We start from the raw sequence: 18,468 nt of genomic DNA, 5'->3' as shown, positions 1-18,468 counted from the left end.
CCGGCCCAGTGTGCGGCGGGAGTTGACCGGGCGCACCGGATTTTCGGTGGCCGCGGGCGGGGCGGCGGTCGTACCGTCCCGGGTATGAACACGAAGCGCCCCCTGATCGCCGTGCTCACCGGCGCGGGCATCTCGACCGACTCCGGCATCCCCGACTACCGCGGCCCGCAGGGGCTGTGGCAGAAGGACCCGTCGGCGCAGAGGCTCGTGACCATCGGCCCGTACCTGGCCGATCCGGAGGTGCGCAAGCGGGCCTGGCTGATGCGCCGCGACGCCGGCGCGCTGGCCGCCGAGCCGAACGCAGGGCACCGCGCGCTGGTGGACCTGGAGCGTTCCGGGCTGCCGGTGCGGGTGCTGACCCAGAACGTGGACGGGCTGCACCAGCGGGCCGGCCTGCCCGCCCGCAAGGTGCTCGAACTGCACGGCACCGCCCGGGAGGTGCAGTGCGTGCGCTGCCGGGCCACCGGGACGATGGAGGAGGCGCTGGCGCGGGTCGAGGCGGGCGAGCCGGACCCGGCGTGCCGGGACTGCGGCGGCGTCCTCAAGCCTCGGACGGTGATGTTCGGGGAGAACCTGGACCCGGTGGTGCTGGAGCAGGCCGACGCGATCGCCAAGGCCTGCGACATCTTCGTCGCGGTGGGCACCAGCCTCCAGGTCTACCCGGTGGCCGCGCTGCCGCAGATCGCGGTGGAGGGCGGCGCCCGGCTGATCGTCATGAACGGCGAGCCGACCCCCTTCGACGAGGCCGCGGCCGAGGTGATCCGGGAGCCGATCTCCCGGGCGCTGCCCGAGCTGGTGCGGCGGCTGGTGACGGAAGGGGCGTGAGAAGAGGGGCGGCCGGAAGAGTCTCCTCACGGACGCACCGCATGCGTACGATGATCATTCCGGCTTCCCCTCACGGCCTGGAGTGATCGAGCGATGACGACGACGGCGAAGTTCGACCCCTGGTCGGCGGCGTTCGTGGCCCACCCGTACGACGCGTACGCCGAGCTGCGCGAGCACGCGCCGGTGACGTACTACGAGCCGACGAACCAGTGGCTCGTCTCGCGCCACGAGGACGTCAGCGCCCTGCTGCGCGACCGGCGGCTCGGCCGCACCTACACCCACCGCTACACCCACCAGGACTTCGGCCGCCCCGAGCCCGACCCGGCGCACGAGCCCTTCCACACCCTCAACGACCACGGGCTGCTCGACCTGGAGGCCCCCGACCACACCCGGATCCGCCGTCTGGTCTCCAAGGCCTTCACCCCGCGCATGGTCGAGGGACTGCGGCCGACCGTCCGGCGCCTGGCCGGCGAACTGGTCGACGGGCTGCTCGCGGCCGGCGGCGGCGACCTGCTCGCCGCCGTCGCCGAGCCGCTGCCGGTCGCCGTGATCGCCGAGATGCTCGGCGTCCCGGAGAGCGACCGGCACCTGCTGCGCCCCTGGTCCGCCGACATCACCGGGATGTTCGAGCTCAACCCGACCGAGGAGGCCGCCCGCCGGGCCGTCACCGCGAGCATCGAGTTCTCCGACTACCTGCGCACCCTGATCCACGAGCGCCGGGCGAACCCGGGTGACGACCTGATCAGCGCACTCATCCAGGCCCAGGAGGGCTCCGACGCGCTCAGCGAGCAGGAGATGGTCTCCACCTGCGTGCTGCTGCTCAACGCCGGCCACGAGGCGACCGTCAACACCACCGGCAACGGCTGGTGGGCGCTGTTCCGCAACCCCGGGGAACTCGCCCGGCTGCGCGGCTCGGTCGACGAACTGCTGCCCACCGCCGTCGAGGAACTGATGCGCTGGGACACCCCGCTGCAGATGTTCGAGCGCTGGGTGCTGGAGGACATCGAGGTCAGCGGCGTCACCATCCCGCGCGGCGCCGAGATCGCCCTCCTCTTCGGCTCCGCCAACCGCGACCCCGAGCGCTTCGCCGACCCCGACCGCCTCGACCTCGGCCGCACCGACAACCCCCACATCACCTTCGGCGCCGGAATCCACTTCTGCCTCGGCGCGCCTCTTGCCAGACTGGAGCTCACGGAGTCCTACGGCACCCTGCTGCGCCGGGCCCCGGGCCTGCGGCTGGTCCGCGAGCCCGAGTGGAACCCGGGCTATGTGATCCGGGGACTCAAGGAACTGCAGGTCGAGCTGTAACAGGAAGAGGGGGGAGCTGCCGTGGGCAAGGCGACGGGGGCGCTGCTGGGGCTGGCGATCGGGGACGCGATCGGCCGGGTGACCGAGTTCAAGAGTGTCGAGCAGATCGCCGCCGACCATCCGGACTGGCGGCGACTCCCGCTGCCCGAGCGGGCGCTGGTCACCGACGACACCCAGATGACGCTCGCCCTCGGCCGCGGCCTGCGCACCGCCCTGGAACGCGGGCCACTCACCCCACTCCGACTGGAGCGGCCGGTCCGCGAGGAGTTCGTCGACTGGTGGCGCTCCCCGGAGAACAACCGCGCCCCCGGCATGACCTGCCTGCGCGCCTGCGAGCGGCTCAGCCACCCCGAGTACCGCTGGCAGCAGGCCAGCGACGTCGGCTCCAAGGGCTGCGGCGCCAACATGCGGGTCGCCCCGATCGGGCTGATCCGCGACCTGGACGCCCGACAGCTCTCCGGCGCCGCCCAGCTGCAGTCCGCACTCACCCACGGCCACCCGACCGCGCTCGCCGCCAGCGACCTCACCGCCTACGCCGTCCGCAAGCTGGCCGAGGGCCTCCCGCCGGCCGGACTGCCCGCGGTGCTGCGGGCGTACGCGCTGGCGAGCCGCGAGCGCTACGACGAGTTCTGGCTCGGTGACCTCGCCGCGCGCTGGTACGGCGCCTCGCCGCAGGCCGTTCTCGCCCGCGGCTGGGACGACTGCCTCAAGGTGCTCGACCAGCTGGAGGCCGCGCTCGCCGCGCCCGACCTGGAGGCCGACCCGTGCCTGGCCACCGGTGAGGGCTGGGTCGCCGAGGAGGCCTTCGGCACCGGCCTGCTCTGCTTCCTGCTGCTGCCGGACGACCCGGTCGCCGCCGTGCGCCGGGCCGCCTACTCCAGTGGCGACTCCGACTCGCTCGCCTGCCTGACCGGCGCCTTCGCGGGCGCCCACCACGGCGAGGCGGTCTGGCCGGGGGAGTGGGTCGAGCGGATCGAGTACCGGGACGAGCTGCTGGCGCTCGGGGCGCTCTGGGACTGAGCGGTCAAGGCCCGGTCTCGCGGCCGAAGATCCGCCGGAACAGCACCGCCTCGTTCAGGCCGATCGGCGGGTCGTCAACTCCCGTGTGTTCCCGCCAGATCCGTCGCATCAGCTGCATCCGGTAGCTGTCGAGATACCCAGGCTCGCCGCACCACCGCGTCACCTCGCGGTGGGCGGCACGCCTACTCGGTGAGATGGCCCGGATCGGTCGCAGGAACTGACCGTCCAACCACCACCACGTGCGGAAACGATCGAGTCGGGCCCGCAGGCGGCGCCGCTTCACCGGAGCGATCCGGGGTCGGCCGGGTACAGCTTGACCAGGTGGGGCGTGAACCACGCTCTCCGGCGGGCGCTGGCGAATGCCAAGATGACGGAAACACAGCTCGCAGAAGCTTGCGGCGTCGACGTCAAGACGATCAGTCGCTGGATCGCCAACCCAACCCGCATCCCCCACGCCCGGCACCGATGGGCGGCCTGCGAGGCGTTAGGTGAGGAGGAAACCGCCTTGTGGCCCACTGCCGTCAGCTCGGCGCTCAAAACGGGACCGGACCGTGAGATCGTCCAGGTCTTCCCGTATCGATCGGCTGCACCGTCCTCCCTCTGGCGCTCGCTGATCACCAAGGCGCAGAAGGAACTGACCTTCGCCGGCTACACCAACTACTTCCTGTGGTTGGAGCAGGCCAACCTTGCCGGCGCGCTCCGGCGAAAAGCGCTGGTCGGCTGCCGGGTTCGGTTTCTGATCGGCGACCCGGACAGCCCGGTGACCAGGGCTCGGGAGGCGGAGGAAGGTGTGCCGCTCACCCTGTCCACCCGCATTGCCGTGACGATAAGCGAGTTGGAGCGACTTCGTCCGGTCGGGAACATCGAGGGCCGGTTCGAGACCGGCCACGTCAACCTGTCCGTCTTCCGGTTCGACGATGAGATGATCGTGACGCCGATCCTCGCCCGGCGGGTCGGCCATGACTCACCGATGCTTCACCTGAGGCGAAGCCAGCCTGACGGCATGTTCGACCGCTTCGCCGATCACGTCGAAGAACTTTGGGTGCGGGGGCGGAACATCTGGGAGGCGACCGAGCATGGCCAGGCGTGACTACGAAGACGACCCGAATGCCCCCGAGCCCAACAGCCTGGTTCCGGCTGCTTCCGTGGTCGCGGTGGACGAGACAGGCCGAGTTCTGTTGCAGCGGCGCACCGACAACGGCATGTGGGCACTGCCCGGCGGAAAGATGGAGCTGGGCGAATCCCTTGCGGGATGCGGGATCCGCGAGACCCACGAGGAGACCGGTATCGAGGTCGAGATCACCGGGATCGTCGGCACCTACACGAACCCGGGCCACGTCTTCGCGTACGACGACGGGGAGGTCCGCCAGGAGTTCTCCATCTGCCTCCTCGGACGGGCTGTCGGCGGCAGCCTCCGCACCTCGGACGAGTCCTTCGAAGTCGCCTGGTTCCACCCGGACGAGGTGGACGCGCTACCCATGGTCGCGAGCATCCGCAAGCGGCTCGATGACTGGCGAAGCGGCCGGATTCCCGTCGTCCGGTAGCCGAGGCGGAACCCGGAAGCGGGGTGCCGCGTCGAAGGGCCATGACGAACAGCAGCACCGGAACCCGTCGCCGCGCCGTCCGCCGCCCTGCGGCGCTGCTCCTCGCCGCCGCGCTCGCCGCGCCGCTGGTCGCCGGCTGCGGCAGCACCGGGGCCCCGACCGGCGCGGAGGTGAGGGCCTCCGCGCCGGCCAGCCGGCCCGCGGTCGATCCGGCCCAGGTGGCCGCCACCGCGAAGGCCACCGACGCCTTCGGCCTGGATCTCCTGCACGCCCTCACCGCCAAGCCGGACGACGCCGGACGCAACCTCGTGGTCTCCCCGTCCGGCCTGGCCACCGTGCTCGCCATGCTGCTCCCCGGCGCCCGCGGCGCGACCGCGGACGAGCTCGCCAAGGCCCTCCACACCGACCTCGACCCGAAGCAGTACGCCCTCGCCACCGGCGCGCTGAACCGACCCGTGCCGACCACCGACGGACTCACCCTGCGCCAGAGCGACGAGGTCTGGACGCAGCAGGGCCTCCCGGTGGAGCCCGACTACCTGGCCACCCTCGCGGCCGCCTTCGACGCCGGAGTGCACACCACCGACTTCAAGAAGGACCCGGAGGGCTCCCGCAAGGCCGTCAACGCGGCCGTGGAGAAGGCCACCGAGGGGCGGATCAAGGACCTGTTCGCGCCGAACGCGATCACCCCGGACACCCGGGCGGTGCTCACCGACGCGCTCTACCTCAAGGCGAAGTGGGCCTCGGCGTTCAAGCCGGCCCAGACTGCCGACCGCCCGTTCCACAAGCTCGACGGTTCCGCCCCGTCCGTCCCCCTGATGAGCCAGACCGGTGACTTCAAGTACGCCGACGGCTCCGGCGGGATCGTCGGCGAGCCCTGGCAGGCCGTCGAACTCCCCTACGCGGGCGGCAACCTGGTGATGGACCTGATCGTCCCCGCCCAGGGCGGCTTCGCCGCCTTCACCAAGGGACTGGACCAGCCCCAGCTCGACCGGATCCTCGACGGCCTCGCCGAGCGGCCCGTCGACCTGCAGCTGCCGCGCTTCCACTTCGACACGTCCAACGAGCTCACCCCCGCGCTGCGCTCGCTCGGCGTCCACACGGTCTTCGACAACGCCGACCTCAGCGGCATCGCCAAGGATCCGCTCCTCGTCAGCACGGTGGTGCAGAAGGCCACCGTCCAGGTGGACGAGGAGGGCACGGTCGCGGCCGCCGGCAGCGGCGTCGGGATCGCCGCCGGGGCGGCGCCCGCCCCGGACAAGCCCGCCCAGCTGCACATCGACCGGCCGTTCCTGTTCCTGATCCGGGACACCTCGGGCGGGCGGCCGCTGTTCCTCGGCCAGGTCACCGACCCGCAGGCGAAGTAGGGCCTACCAGGCCGGGTAGCGCCCGCCGAGCGCCGGGTGGCCCGGGTCGCGGCTGCCGAACAGCACCAGCAGGTCGTCCGCGACGGTCAGCAGTTCGGCCCGCCCCTCGACCACCCCGGCCCACTCGGCGGGCAGCGCCGAGGCGCCGTACGCGGCCCCGACCAGGTTGCCGCAGACCGCGCCGGTGGAGTCGCTGTCCCCGGAGTGGTTCACCGACAGCAGCAGCGCCGTGCGCACCGGGTCGGGGTCGAGGGTCGCGGCCAGCAGCGCGTACACCGAGATGGCCAGGCACTCCTCGGCGATCCAGCCCAGCCCGACCCGCTCCACCGTGTCCGCCGAGGGCTCGGCCTCCTGGGCGAGCCGCACGGCCCGGGCCAGCGCCTGGACGGTCTCCTTGGACTTCGGCAGCTCGCGGATCTGCTCGACCGTCTCGCCGACCGCCGCCCACGGCTCCGTCCCGGCCGCCAGCCGCTCGACCAGCGCCGCGAAGGCGCCCGCCGCGAGGTAGCCGGTCGGGTGCCCGTGGGTGAGCTGGGCGCACTGCACGGCCAGCCCGAAGGACTGCTCGACGCCGAGGCGGGCCAGTCCGAACGGCGCCGAGCGCATCACCGTGCCGCAGCCCTTGGAGCCGGGGTTGATCGGCCCCGGCCGCCCGATCGCGGACGGCGCCTCGAACACCGGGTGCTCGGACACCCCGCTCAGACAGGCGTTGCCCGGTGCCCGCCGCGCGTACAGGAACGGCCGGCCCAGCAGCCAGCCGTCGTACGGGCGGGGCTGCGGCTCGGTGTCCGGCGCGCCCTGGTACTGGGTCCGCAGCCAGCGCCGGTAGGCGCCGTGCATGGCCTCCGGCACCGAGCCGCCGCCGCCCGACCAGCCGCGGACGAAACCGCGGATCAGGCCCTCGGCGGTGAACAGCGTCATCTGGGTGTCGTCGGTGACCTGGACCGGACCGCTGCTCCCGGACGGCAACGCGGTCACGCCCTGCGGCCCGAAGCGGTCCCGGATCTGATGGAGCTGCAGGAACTCCACCGGCCAACCCAGCGCATCGCCGATCGCGCCACCGAGCAGCGCTCCGCGCACCCGGTCGCGGTATCCCGACTCCGCCGCCGACTCCGTCACGTCGAATCCCCCATCGTTCGTGGCGGGGGTAGTTCTATCAGGCGAACCGTCAGTTGTGGATCTCGCCCCGCCCGTGCAGCGCGGCGCGGTCGGCGGCGGCCCGTCCGGCGGCCCAGCCCTCGCCGTCGCTGACCCGCACCCGCTGCGAGACCAGCTTCGGGAACAGCCGGCCCACCTCCTCGTCCACCTCCGCCGAGCGGGCGGCCAGCGCGGGCAGCAGCCGCTCGTCCGGCAGCAGCTGCTCCTCGGTGCCGTCCTCGCGCAGGTGGCGCCCGGCCGCGGCGGCGCTGGTGGTCCGCTCGGTGGCGGTGGTCAGCCGCTCGCGGATCCGCGCCGCGTACGCCACCAGGAAGGACTGCCGGAACGCCTTGCTGCGGGAGTCCTTGCCGGAGCCGGCCTTGTTGAGCGCGTGGGTGGCCTGCACCAGCAGCGAGGTGTAGAGCAGCTCGACGCCGTCCAGGTCGCCGTCGAAGCCGATCACGGTGCAGAAGCCGAACTCCTTCGCCCACACCACCCGGCACCGGTTCGCCGCCGCGACCGCGTCCAGCAGCATCGTCTTGGGGCCCTCGTACGGGTTGTCCACGCCGATCCGCAGCGCCGCCGGGGTGTCCCGGTCGGCACCGGCCGCGGCCAGCAGCGCCTCGTCGATGCTGTGCTGGGCCATCAGCTGCTGGGCCTTGGCGGTCAGCGCCTCGGCCTCCTCCGGGTACTCGGTGGACTCGGCCTTGGCCAGCAGCGCCCGGATCCGCGCCAGCATCCGCGGCTCACCGGTCACCGGCTCGGCGGGGCGCTGCGCCCGCACCGACTGGCCGGGTGCCGGGCCGACCGGGGCGATCGGGGGCAGCCGGCCCCAGCTGCGCAGCAGCTCCAGGACGGCGGTGGCGAGCGCGAAGCGGTCCAGCCGGTGCCGGTGGGCGAAGGCGCCGAGGTACTGATCGTCGTCCGGCCACCAGACCTCGGGCTCCAGCTCGCGCAGCTGCTCCTGCCAGCGCCGGTCCAGGCTCGCGGCGGGGTGGCGGCGGCCCTCGGCGGCGATCAGGTCCACCGCGAGCGCCAGGTGGACGGGCTTCAGCGTGCGCCGCACCACCCGCGCCAGGTCGGCCGGGCGCCAGCCCGCCGACCAGCAGCGGCCCACGGCGGTGTCCACGTACCCCAGCAGCGCCCGGCTGACCGCAGGCCACTGCCCGGCCGAGGCGGCCAGCAGCGAGGCCCCGGTGTCCAGCGCGAGGTCCAGCCCCTCGTCCGGGGCGGTGAGCACCGACCGCACCGCCTGCTCCAGCAGCGGCCCGGCGTTCCCGCCCTGCTGCGCGCGCTTGCCCACGGTGTGTCCCTGCTCTCCTCGACGGCTCGACCTCTCCGGCCCATGATGCCGGAGTGGCCGAGCCGACCGACGGGACGGTACAGCTAGCGCTCGATCGCCTTGGCCAGGATCTCGGGGGTGCGCTCCAGCAGTCGGGCGGCCGCCAGCCGGATGCCCAGGGCGGCGATCAGGCCGCCGTAGAGCGGGCCGATCAGCAGCACCGGCCAGGTCGGCCCGTCCGAGGTCAGCGCCCAGAACAGGTAGCCGCCGACCGGCAGGGCGAGCAGCGCGACGCCGACCATCGAGCCGAACTGGTTGAGCAGGATCAGCCCGCCCTGCCCCGGGGCCGCGTTGCGCATCGGGTTGCTGTCGGCCGGCATGGTGTACGGCGCGAGCACGCTGAACACCGAGCCGAGCGCGACGCCGCAGCCGAGCACCGCCAGCGCCAGGCCGAGCGCGGACGGCAGCCCGGCCCAGTCGCCGGTGACGGTGGCCAGCACCAGCCCGAGCAGCGCTGCGACCGGGACGGCGTACGACAGCACCGCGTACGCCCGGCCGCGCAGCTCGTCCCGGGCGTCGGCCGGGGTACTCAGGGTGGCGGCGATCATCCAGAACGCCGAGCCGTCCATGCCGAACAGGTTGAGCATCTGCAGCCCGAGGAAGGTCCCGGTCATCGCCAGCAGGTAGACGCTCGACCAGCCCTGGACCACCGACAGCGCGCAGATCACCAGCGTCATCCCGATGCTGGTGAACAGCGCCGCCTTGGCCCGCGGCTCGCGCCAGGCGTACCGCAGGTGACGCTGCATCACCGCGCCGGTCCGGCCCTGCGGCAGGAAGCGCCAGCCGCGCGACGTCTGCACTCCGCGCGCCACCTCCAGGGTGGAGGAGTCCGCGGTGACCATCAGCTCCTGCAGGCTGCTCCGCCACCAGCGCAGCAGCAGGACCAGCAGCGCCCCGGCCGCGGCCAGCTGCAGCAGCGCCAGCGCGTACCGGCCCTCGCCGGCGGTGTGGGTGGCGTCGGCCGCGCTGATCGGCGGGATCCAGCGAAGCACCGAGGCGACGGGCGCCAGCGGGCTGAGGTCGATCGGCCCGCCCCGACGGCCGAAGATGCTCTGCGAACCGACGTTGGCGGCCTGGACCAGCAGTGCGAAGGCCAGTCCGCCGAAGATCGCGAAGTCCTTGCCGCGCCGGCTGGAGAGCATCCGGGCGTTGCCGGCCGCGACCGCGCGGGAGAGCGTCACCAGGCAGAGCACCGCGAGCGGCACCCCGACCACCGCAGCCGCGGCCGAAGCACCCCCCTCGGCGCCGGACAGCGCCGCGCCGGTCACCAGCACCAGGCTGATCAGCGGACCGGGCCCGATCAGCGCGGCCAGCAGCGAGCCGCGCAGCAGCGGGCCGGGCCGCAGCGGCAGCATGGTGAGCCGGGTCGGGTCGGCGCTCTCGTCGCTGGAGAACAGGAACAGCGGCAGCGCGGCCCAGCCCAGGGTGAGCACGCCGAGCAGCACCACCCCGGCGTTCGCGGAGCCGTCGTAACGCCCGTTCAGCGCCGCCATGGCGACGGCGACACCGCCCGCGAAGGCCAGGCCGAACAGGCCGCCGATGATGTAGACCGCGGTACGGCCGGGGCCGCGGCGCAGCCCGTTGCGCAGCAGCCGCAGCTTGAGCGCCACCAGGGCGCGGACCACCGTCCGTCCGTCGGGCACGACAGCGCTCATGCGCCCGCCTCGCTTCGCTCGTTCACGCGCCGGCCCCGCCCGCTCACCGGGTGTTCCCGCCGAGCCAGCCGAGCGCCTGGCCGTCGTCCTCGCGGACGCCGATCAGGTCGAGGAAGGCCGCGTGCAGGCTGCGCCCGCCCCGGACGGAGTCCAGCGGACCCTGGGCGATCACCCGGCCGGCGTTGACCACCGCGACCCAGTCGCAGAGCTGCTCGACCAGCTCCATCACATGGCTGGAGAAGACCACCGTGGAGCCCGCAGCCGCGTACCGCTTGAGCACGCCGCGGATGGTCTGGGCGGAGACCGGGTCGACGCCTTCGAAGGGCTCGTCCAGGAACAGCACGTCGGGGTTGTGCAGCAGCGCGGCGGCCAGGCCGACCTTCTTGCGCATGCCGGTGGAGTAGTCGGCGACCAGCTTGTCGGCGTCCCGGCCGAGGTCCAGGACGGCCAGCAGCTCCTCGGCGCGGCGGTCCACCTCGGCGCCGGGCAGGCCGCGCAGCCGGCCGGTGTACTGCAGCAGTTCGCGCCCGCTGAGCCGCTCGAACATCCGCAGGCCCTCGGGCAGGATGCCGATCCGGGCCTTGACCGTGACCGGGTCGGCCCACACGTCGGCGCCGTGCACCAGCACGGTGCCCTGGTCGGGCCGGAGCAGGCCGGTGACCATGGACAGCGTGGTGGTCTTGCCCGCGCCGTTCGGTCCGACCAGGCCGATGAACGCCCCGGCGGGGAGTTCGAGGCTGAGCCCGGCCACGGCGGCCTGGCTGCCGAAGTGCTTCCACAGGCCCTGGATGCTGACGGCGGACGGGGTGCCCGGTCCTGGGTGGCCGGAGGGGGACGGTTCAAAGGGCGGCGGCACTGACGCCTGCATGGCAGCCTTCTGTCTCTACTGGTGAGCGCTGGTCGAGCTACTGGTGAGTGCTGGTCGAGCGGATTTCCGGGCCCCAGCCTGTCACTGCCCGAACAGGCTGTCGCCCACTTTGAGCATCCCCTGAGCGTGTCCGTCGAACGGGTGAGGCTCAGCGCCCGGAAACCCCGTTCCGGCGGCCGGTGGGCCGATTTGGCAACTACTCAGCTCCACTGTTCGTCCTGCACTATGAGGAGCAGCGAGCGTGCGCGGGGGCGCCGCGGTGCCGGGAGGTGGCGGATGTCCGTTCAACCGTGGGGCGAGTCCCGCCCCGCACATCGGCACGGCCACCGGCCGGCGGTGCCCGGCTGGCAGCCCGTGCCCTCGCCGCAGGCGGCGATGCGGGCGAGCCACGCGGACCGCGACCGGACGGTGGACGTGTTGAAGGCGGGCTTCGCCGAGGGCCGGCTCTCCGCCGAGGAGTACGAGCAGCGCCACGAGGCGGTGGCCGAGGCGCGGACCTACGGCGAACTGGCCGCCCTGGTGGCCGACCTGCCGGCCGGGCCGATGGTGACGCCGATGCTGCAGGCCGTGCAGCCGGTCCCGGCGACGTTCCTGCCGCCGCCTCCGGTGCCGCGGGTCCGCCCCACCAACGCGCTGGCGGTGGTCTCCGTGGTGTGCGGCCTGACCGGTCTGTCGCTGCCCGCGGTGGTCACCGGCCACATCGCCCGGGCGCAGATCCGCGAGCGCACCATGAACGGGGACAGCGCGGCCGTCCTCGGGATGGTCCTCGGCTACCTGGGCTGCGCCTTCTGGATGCTGATGATCCTGGCGGGCGCCGCGTAGCGGGTCCGCCGCCCCGCCCGCCGGCCCCGCCGGCGCCCCGCTGGCGGGTGGCCGTCGACTGTGGTAGAGCGGTTGGAGGGCGGCCCGACACCGGCCGGTCGCGTACGGGACACCGTGGCGACATCCGGCCGAAGGCCGCGACCTGCGGCGTTGCATTTGTTTTGACCGCGCCCCATGCGCTAGGTACGCTCTGACCTTGTGCCTGGGGTGTCCCCGGGTCCTTGTGCGTGCATGCACACCGGTCGCCGCGCCGAGCCGGAGCGCCTCCCAGCGCGCCGCGCGTAGAGCGCCGTCGCTGTACATCAGCTCATGGGATTCCGTGTCGGAATAGCCCAACACACCCGACCGCGTGGGTCGACCACGGGGTCGTGTGCGAGGGAACACCGCAGGTTAGTTCCACCAAGCCTTGGCACACAGAAAACGGAGAAACGGTGCCTACGATCCAGCAGCTGGTCCGAAAGGGCCGGCAGGACAAGGTCGAGAAGAACAAGACTCCCGCGCTGAAGGGCTCCCCGCAGCGTCGTGGGGTCTGCACGCGTGTGTACACGACCACCCCGAAGAAGCCGAACTCGGCTCTCCGTAAGGTCGCCCGTGTGCGCCTCACCAGCGGGATCGAGGTCACCGCTTACATTCCGGGCGAGGGCCACAACCTGCAGGAGCACTCCATCGTGCTGGTGCGCGGTGGTCGTGTGAAGGACCTTCCTGGTGTCCGCTACAAGATCATCCGCGGTTCGCTCGACACCCAGGGTGTCAAGAACCGCAAGCAGGCCCGCAGCCGCTACGGCGCCAAGAAGGAGAAGTAAGAATGCCTCGTAAGGGCCCCGCCCCGAAGCGCCCGGTCATCATCGACCCGGTCTACGGCTCCCCGGTCGTCACCCAGCTGGTCAACAAGATCCTGCTGCACGGCAAGCGCTCCACCGCCGAGCGGATCGTGTACGGCGCCCTCGAGGGCGTTCGCGAGAAGACCGGCTCGGACCCGGTCGTCACGCTGAAGCGCGCGCTGGAGAACGTCAAGCCGGCCCTCGAGGTCAAGTCCCGCCGTGTCGGTGGCGCGACCTACCAGGTTCCGGTCGAGGTCCGCCCGGGCCGCGCCAGCACCCTGGCGCTGCGCTGGATGGTCGGCTACTCCCGCGCCCGTCGCGAGAAGACCATGACCGAGCGCCTGATGAACGAGATCCTCGACGCCAGCAACGGTCTGGGCGCTTCCGTGAAGCGTCGCGAGGACACCCACAAGATGGCCGAGTCCAACAAGGCCTTCGCGCACTACCGCTGGTAGTCCGTACCCCGTCACTAGACAGAGAGAGAACGAGCCACCATGGCTGCAACCTCCCTTGACCTCGCCAGGGTCCGCAACATCGGGATCATGGCGCACATCGACGCGGGCAAGACCACCACCACCGAGCGGATCCTGTTCTACACCGGTGTCTCGTACAAGATCGGTGAGGTCCACGATGGCGCTGCCACCATGGACTGGATGGAGCAGGAGCAGGAGCGCGGCATCACGATCACGTCGGCCGCGACGACCTGTCACTGGACGGTCGACGGCGTCGACAACACCATCAACATCATCGACACCCCGGGTCACGTCGACTTCACCGTCGAGGTGGAGCGTTCGCTGCGCGTCCTCGACGGTGCCGTGACGGTGTTCGACGGTGTCGCCGGTGTCGAGCCCCAGTCCGAGACCGTGTGGCGGCAGGCTGACCGCTACGGCGTCCCGCGCATCTGCTTCATCAACAAGCTGGACCGCACGGGCGCGAACTTCTTCTTCTGCGTCGACACCATCGTGGAGCGCCTCGGCGCCACCCCGCTGGTGATGCAGCTCCCGATCGGTGCCGAGGCGGACTTCCAGGGCGTTGTCGACCTGGTCCGCATGAAGGCGCTGGTTTGGTCCGCCGAGGCCGCCAAGGGCGAGATGTACGACATCGTCGACATCCCGGCCGAGCTGCAGGAGCAGGCCGACGAGTACCGCACCCAGCTGATCGACACCGTCTCGAACGTCAGCGACGAGATCATGGAGCTCGCCCTCGAAGAGGCCGAGATCCCGATCGAGCTGCTGCAGGACGCGATCCGCAAGGGCACCCTGAACTCGGACTTCACTCCGATCTTCTGCGGTACCGCGTTCAAGAACAAGGGCGTTCAGCCCCTGCTCGACGCGGTCGTCAAGTACCTGCCGTCGCCGCTGGACATCGAGTCCATCGAGGGCACGAAGCCGAACGACCCGGAGACCAAGATCTCCCGCAAGGCTTCGGACGACGAGCCGCTGGCCGCGCTGGCGTTCAAGATCATGTCCGACCCGCACCTGGGCAAGCTCACCTTCGTCCGGATCTACTCCGGCCGCCTGGAGTCCGGCACCTCGGTGCTGAACGCCGTGAAGGGCAAGAAGGAGCGCATCGGCAAGATCTACCGCATGCACGCGAACAAGCGTGAGGAGATCGAGTCGGTGGGCGCCGGCGACATCGTCGCCGTCATGGGCCTGAAGCAGACCACCACCGGTGAGACGCTGGCCGACGAGAAGAACCCGGTCATCCTGGAGTCCATGGACTTCCCGGCCCCGGTCATTCGCGTCGCCATCGAGCCCAAGTCCAAGGGTGACCAGGAGAAGCTGGGTGTCGCCATCCAGCGTCTCGCCGAGGAGGACCCGTCCTTCCAGGTCAACACGGACGAGGAGACCGGCCAGACCATCATCGCGGGCATGGGCGAGCTGCACCTCGAGGTGCTCGTCGACCGTATGCGCCGTGAGTTCAAGGTCGAGGCCAACGTCGGCAAGCCGCAGGTCGCGTACCGCGAGACGATCCGTCAGGCCGTCGAGCGCATCGACTACACCCACAAGAAGCAGACCGGTGGTTCCGGTCAGTTCGCCAAGGTGCAGATCGCGATCGAGCCGCTCGAGCAGGCCGAGGGCTACGAGTTCGTCAACAAGGTCACCGGTGGCCGCGTGCCGCGGGAGTACATCCCGTCGGTCGACGCCGGTTGCCAGGAGGCCATGGAGTTCGGTGTTCTCGCCGGCTACCCGCTGCAGGGTGTCCGCGTGAGCCTGCTCGACGGCCAGTCGCACGACGTCGACTCCTCCGAGCTCGCGTTCAAGATCGCCGGTTCGATGGCCTTCAAGGAAGGCGCCCGGAAGGCCAAGCCGGTCCTCCTGGAGCCGATGATGGCCGTCGAGGTCACCACGCCCGAGGACTACATGGGCGACGTGATCGGTGACATCAACTCTCGCCGTGGCCAGATCCGGTCCATGGACGAGCGTCACGGTGCCCGCGTCGTCACGGCGCTGGTGCCCCTCTCCGAGATGTTCGGCTACGTCGGTGACCTGCGCAGCAAGACCTCTGGTCGCGCCAGCTACTCGATGCAGTTCGACTCGTACGCCGAGGTCCCCAAGGCCGTGGCTGAGGAGATCATCGCCAAGTCCAAGGGCGAGTGAGGTCCGGCACTGCCGGCTTCAGAATCATCCGACATTCGGGATGATTCCGACCCCTTAGGCTATTAGGAGGCGACCCGGGAGGATCCGCACGGATCCTCCCGGGGCCTCCGGCCCCCACCCCGCGGGACGGTGCGAGGTGCTTCCGGCACCACGGACCCAGCCCGATCAAGACCAACTGACGTCAGCACGGCGTACAGGAACTGTCCTCAGGAGGACTGCAGTGGCGAAGGCGAAGTTCGAGCGGACGAAGCCCCACGTCAACATCGGCACCATCGGTCACATCGACCACGGTAAGACGACCCTTACCGCGGCCATCACCAAGGTGCTGCACGACGCGTACCCGGAGATCAACCCCTTCACGCCGTTCGACCAGATCGACAAGGCGCCGGAGGAGCGGCAGCGCGGTATCACCATCTCGATCGCGCACGTCGAGTACCAGACCGAGGCGCGTCACTACGCCCACGTCGACTGCCCGGGTCACGCGGACTACATCAAGAACATGATCACCGGTGCGGCCCAGATGGACGGTGCGATCCTCGTCGTCGCCGCCACCGACGGCCCGATGCCGCAGACCAAGGAGCACGTCCTCCTGGCCCGCCAGGTCGGCGTCCCCTACATCGTCGTCGCCCTGAACAAGGCCGACATGGTGGACGACGAGGAGATCCTGGAGCTCGTCGAGCTCGAGGTCCGTGAGCTCCTCTCCGAGTACGAGTTCCCGGGCGACGACCTGCCGGTCGTCCGCGTCTCCGCGCTGAAGGCGCTGGAGGGCGACAAGGAGTGGGGCGAGAAGCTCCTCGGCCTGATGCACGCGGTCGACGAGGCCATCCCGACCCCGGCCCGCGCCGTGGACCAGCCGTTCCTGATGCCGATCGAGGACGTCTTCACGATCACCGGTCGTGGCACCGTCGTCACCGGTCGTATCGAGCGCGGTATCCTCAAGGTCAACGAGACTGTCGACATCATCGGCATCAAGGAGACCAAGACCACCACCACGGTCACCGGTATCGAGATGTTCCGCAAGCTGCTCGACGAGGGCCAGGCCGGTGAGAACGTCGGTCTGCTGCTCCGTGGCATCAAGCGCGAGGACGTCGAGCGCGGCCAGGTCATCATCAAGCCGGGTTCGGTTACCCCGCACACCGACTTCGAGGCCCAGGCCTACATCCTGTCGAAGGACGAGGGTGGCCGTCACACCCCGTTCTTCAACAACTACCGCCCGCAGTTCTACTTCCGTACCACGGACGTGACCGGCGTCGTGACCCTCCCCGAGGGCACCGAGATGGTCATGCCGGGCGACAACACCGGCATGACGGTCGCGCTGATCCAGCCGATCGCCATGGAGGAGGGCCTGAAGTTCGCCATCCGTGAGGGTGGCCGCACCGTCGGCGCCGGCCAGGTCACCAAGATCATCAAGTAATTGATGCTCTGACCTGCCTCGCACAGGCCAGTCCGAAGGGCCCCACGCACCCCTGCGGTGCGTGGGGCCCTTCGGCGTCTCACCCGGCCCTCACCCGGGCGCCCTTCCTCTCACGGGCAGCTCATGGCCGACTGTTATGGTCGGCTCACCATCCAGCCCCGCCGTCGCGGAAAGTGGGACCCAACGCCATGTCTACGGCACCGCTGCTCTCGGTCGTGATGCCGATCTACAACGAGCAGGAGGCGCTCCCGCTGACCGTCGAGCGACTGCGGCCGATCCTGGACGGGCTGGGGGTCGACTACGAGGTCGTGGGTGTCGACGACGGCAGCCGGGACGCCACACCCGTGCTGATGCAGAAGATCCGGCAGGACTGGCCTGAGTTCCGCATCGTCCGCTTCGCCCGCAACTCGGGGCACCAGGCCGCGCTCACCGCGGGCATCCACCGGGCGCTCGGCGACTACGTGGTGAGCATCGACGCCGACCTGCAGGACCCGCCGGAGAAGATCCCGGAGATGCTCGACCTGGCCCGCGAGCAGAACCTCGACGTCGTCTACGGCGTGCGCGGGGACCGCGGCACCGACACCGTCTTCAAGCGCCGCACGGCCGGCGCGTACTACTGGCTGATGCGCAAGCTGGTCGGCAAGCAGCTGCCCAACCAGGCCGGTGACTTCCGGCTGCTCAGCCGCGCGGCGGTGGACGCCCTCAAGCAGCTGCCCGAGCACCAGCCGGTCTACCGGCTGCTGGTGCCGTGGCTCGGCTTCCCCAGCGGCGAGGTGGTGTACGTCCGCGAGGAGCGGGTCGCCGGCGGCACCCACTACCCGCTGTCCAAGATGGTGCGGCTCGCGCTGGACAGCATCACCAACTTCTCGGCCGCCCCGCTGCGGCTGGCCACCTGGCTGGGCCTGGTGAGCTTCGTGGTCTGCATGGCCCTCGCGGTCTACACCACCATCTCGTACGCGGTCGGGTCGACCGTGCCCGGCTGGTCCTCCCTGTACATCGGGATGCTCTTCATCGGCGGCGTGCAGCTGATCTGCGTCGGGCTGCTGGGGGAGTACATCGGCCGGATCTACTCCGCGGTGCAGGCCCGCCCGACCTACTTCGTCGGCTACGACTCGGCTGAGGACGACGAGCGGGGCCGGGGCCGGTGACGCTGACCGGGGAGCCCGCCGAGCCCACCCCGAAGACCCGGCGGCAGCTGCCGTCCTTCCTGGTCATCGGCGTTCTGAGCACCCTCTTCTACCTGGGCCTCTTCGTCGTCGCGCGGTGGTTCACCAACCCGCAGGCGGCGAACCTGATCGCGCTGGCGGTCAGCGCGGTGGCCAACACCGCGGCCAACCGCCGATTCACCTTCGGGGTGGTCGGCTCCCAGGGGATGGTCCGCCACCAGCTGCAGGGCGCGGTGGCCTTCCTGATCGGGCTCGGCCTCAGCTCGGGGGCGCTCGCCCTGCTGGACCGGGTGGTGCCGGACGCCTCCCGGCCGGTGGAGGTGGCCGGACTGATCGTCGCCAACGGCCTGGCCACGGTGGCCCGGTTCGTGCTGCTGAAGGTCTGGGTGTTCCGGGGCGGGGAGTCGGGCCCGTCCGGGTCCTGAGCTGCCTGTGGCGGCGCTCAGTTCGTGGGCGGCTCAGCCGGGCCCCTGAGCCGTCTGGGGCAACGGCACCCTCGGTATGCTGAGTGCTTGCAGCCTGCCCGCAGACGGTAGAGGAAGTCCGGACCCGGTAGGGGGGAGACGGGCGGCAGGGACTTGA

General features: G+C 71.1%; 17 protein-coding genes. 13 read left to right on the top strand and 4 right to left on the bottom strand.

The features are described 5' to 3' along the window. Positions 1-84 precede the first annotated feature (84 nt). The 6 genes from ACH4E7_RS18215 (at position 85) to ACH4E7_RS18190 (ending at position 6,061) form a co-directional block, all read left to right on the top strand. Entirely contained in the window at positions 85-825 is a 741-nt protein-coding gene (locus ACH4E7_RS18215; protein WP_396250032.1) for an SIR2 family NAD-dependent protein deacylase, read from the top strand. A 93-nt stretch (positions 826-918) separates the two neighbouring features. Beyond that, positions 919-2,133, top strand: a complete 1,215-nt coding sequence (locus tag ACH4E7_RS18210) for a cytochrome P450 (protein WP_396250031.1) — start codon at positions 919-921, stop codon at positions 2,131-2,133. 21 nt (positions 2,134-2,154) lie between these two features. Beyond that, a complete protein-coding gene (locus ACH4E7_RS18205) occupies positions 2,155-3,153 on the top strand; it encodes an ADP-ribosylglycohydrolase family protein (RefSeq protein ID WP_396250030.1) in 999 nt (332 codons plus the stop codon). 328 nt (positions 3,154-3,481) lie between these two features. Next, a complete protein-coding gene (locus ACH4E7_RS18200) occupies positions 3,482-4,243 on the top strand; it encodes a helix-turn-helix domain-containing protein (protein WP_396250029.1) in 762 nt (253 codons plus the stop codon). After that, complete coding sequence (locus ACH4E7_RS18195) at positions 4,230-4,697, top strand: NUDIX hydrolase (RefSeq protein ID WP_396250028.1); 468 nt, start codon at positions 4,230-4,232, stop codon at positions 4,695-4,697. Before ACH4E7_RS18200 ends, ACH4E7_RS18195 begins: the two co-directional genes overlap by 14 nt. Before the next feature lie 41 nt (positions 4,698-4,738). Continuing rightward, positions 4,739-6,061, top strand: coding sequence for a serpin family protein (locus ACH4E7_RS18190; RefSeq protein ID WP_396250027.1), 1,323 nt, complete (start codon positions 4,739-4,741; stop codon positions 6,059-6,061). A gap of 3 nt (positions 6,062-6,064) precedes the next feature. On the opposite strand, the gene ACH4E7_RS18185 is transcribed toward ACH4E7_RS18190, so the two are convergent. From ACH4E7_RS18185 to ACH4E7_RS18170, 4 genes are all read right to left on the bottom strand, one after another. After that, positions 6,065-7,180, bottom strand: coding sequence for an ADP-ribosylglycohydrolase family protein (locus ACH4E7_RS18185; protein WP_396250026.1), 1,116 nt, complete (start codon positions 7,178-7,180; stop codon positions 6,065-6,067). Positions 7,181-7,229: 49 nt separating this feature from the next. Continuing rightward, positions 7,230-8,501: a DUF2786 domain-containing protein gene (locus ACH4E7_RS18180; RefSeq protein ID WP_396250025.1), complete on the bottom strand. Its 1,272-nt coding sequence runs from the start codon at positions 8,499-8,501 to the stop codon at positions 7,230-7,232. An 83-nt stretch (positions 8,502-8,584) separates the two neighbouring features. Beyond that, positions 8,585-10,195 carry a transporter gene (locus tag ACH4E7_RS18175; protein ID WP_396250024.1) on the bottom strand — a complete coding sequence of 537 codons (1,611 nt, stop codon included), beginning with the start codon at positions 10,193-10,195 and terminating at the stop codon, positions 8,585-8,587. Positions 10,196-10,238: 43 nt separating this feature from the next. After that, complete coding sequence (locus ACH4E7_RS18170; RefSeq protein WP_396250023.1) at positions 10,239-11,063, bottom strand: ABC transporter ATP-binding protein; 825 nt, start codon at positions 11,061-11,063, stop codon at positions 10,239-10,241. A 276-nt stretch (positions 11,064-11,339) separates the two neighbouring features. Here ACH4E7_RS18170 and ACH4E7_RS18165 point away from each other — a divergent pair, with 276 nt between their 5' ends. The 7 genes from ACH4E7_RS18165 to ACH4E7_RS18135 all read left to right on the top strand — a co-directional run bounded on the left by ACH4E7_RS18165 (position 11,340) and on the right by ACH4E7_RS18135 (position 18,311). Further along, complete coding sequence (locus ACH4E7_RS18165; RefSeq protein ID WP_396250022.1) at positions 11,340-11,885, top strand: DUF1707 and DUF4190 domain-containing protein; 546 nt, start codon at positions 11,340-11,342, stop codon at positions 11,883-11,885. 431 nt (positions 11,886-12,316) lie between these two features. Further along, the gene (rpsL, locus tag ACH4E7_RS18160; RefSeq protein ID WP_014144289.1) at positions 12,317-12,688 is read left to right on the top strand and encodes a 30S ribosomal protein S12; all 372 of its coding nucleotides are present in this window, start codon (positions 12,317-12,319) and stop codon (positions 12,686-12,688) included. Between the two features lie 2 nt (positions 12,689-12,690). Then, positions 12,691-13,161, top strand: a complete 471-nt coding sequence (rpsG, locus tag ACH4E7_RS18155) for a 30S ribosomal protein S7 (protein WP_030055803.1) — start codon at positions 12,691-12,693, stop codon at positions 13,159-13,161. Between the two features lie 39 nt (positions 13,162-13,200). Then, positions 13,201-15,306, top strand: a complete 2,106-nt coding sequence (gene fusA / locus ACH4E7_RS18150) for an elongation factor G (protein WP_396250021.1) — start codon at positions 13,201-13,203, stop codon at positions 15,304-15,306. 220 nt (positions 15,307-15,526) lie between these two features. Beyond that, entirely contained in the window at positions 15,527-16,720 is a 1,194-nt protein-coding gene (gene tuf, locus ACH4E7_RS18145; RefSeq protein WP_326846505.1) for an elongation factor Tu, read from the top strand. Positions 16,721-16,908: 188 nt separating this feature from the next. Next, positions 16,909-17,868 carry a glycosyltransferase family 2 protein gene (locus ACH4E7_RS18140; protein WP_396250020.1) on the top strand — a complete coding sequence of 320 codons (960 nt, stop codon included), beginning with the start codon at positions 16,909-16,911 and terminating at the stop codon, positions 17,866-17,868. Beyond that, a complete protein-coding gene (locus ACH4E7_RS18135; protein WP_396250019.1) occupies positions 17,865-18,311 on the top strand; it encodes a GtrA family protein in 447 nt (148 codons plus the stop codon). The genes ACH4E7_RS18140 and ACH4E7_RS18135 overlap by 4 nt, the downstream gene beginning before the upstream one ends. Positions 18,312-18,468 lie beyond the last annotated feature (157 nt).

Source organism: Kitasatospora sp. NPDC018058 (genome assembly GCF_044327205.1).
Taxonomy (GTDB): domain Bacteria; phylum Actinomycetota; class Actinomycetes; order Streptomycetales; family Streptomycetaceae; genus Kitasatospora.
The sequence above is the reverse complement of the archived record's forward strand: the minus strand, read 5'-3'. Positions and strand labels throughout refer to the sequence as shown.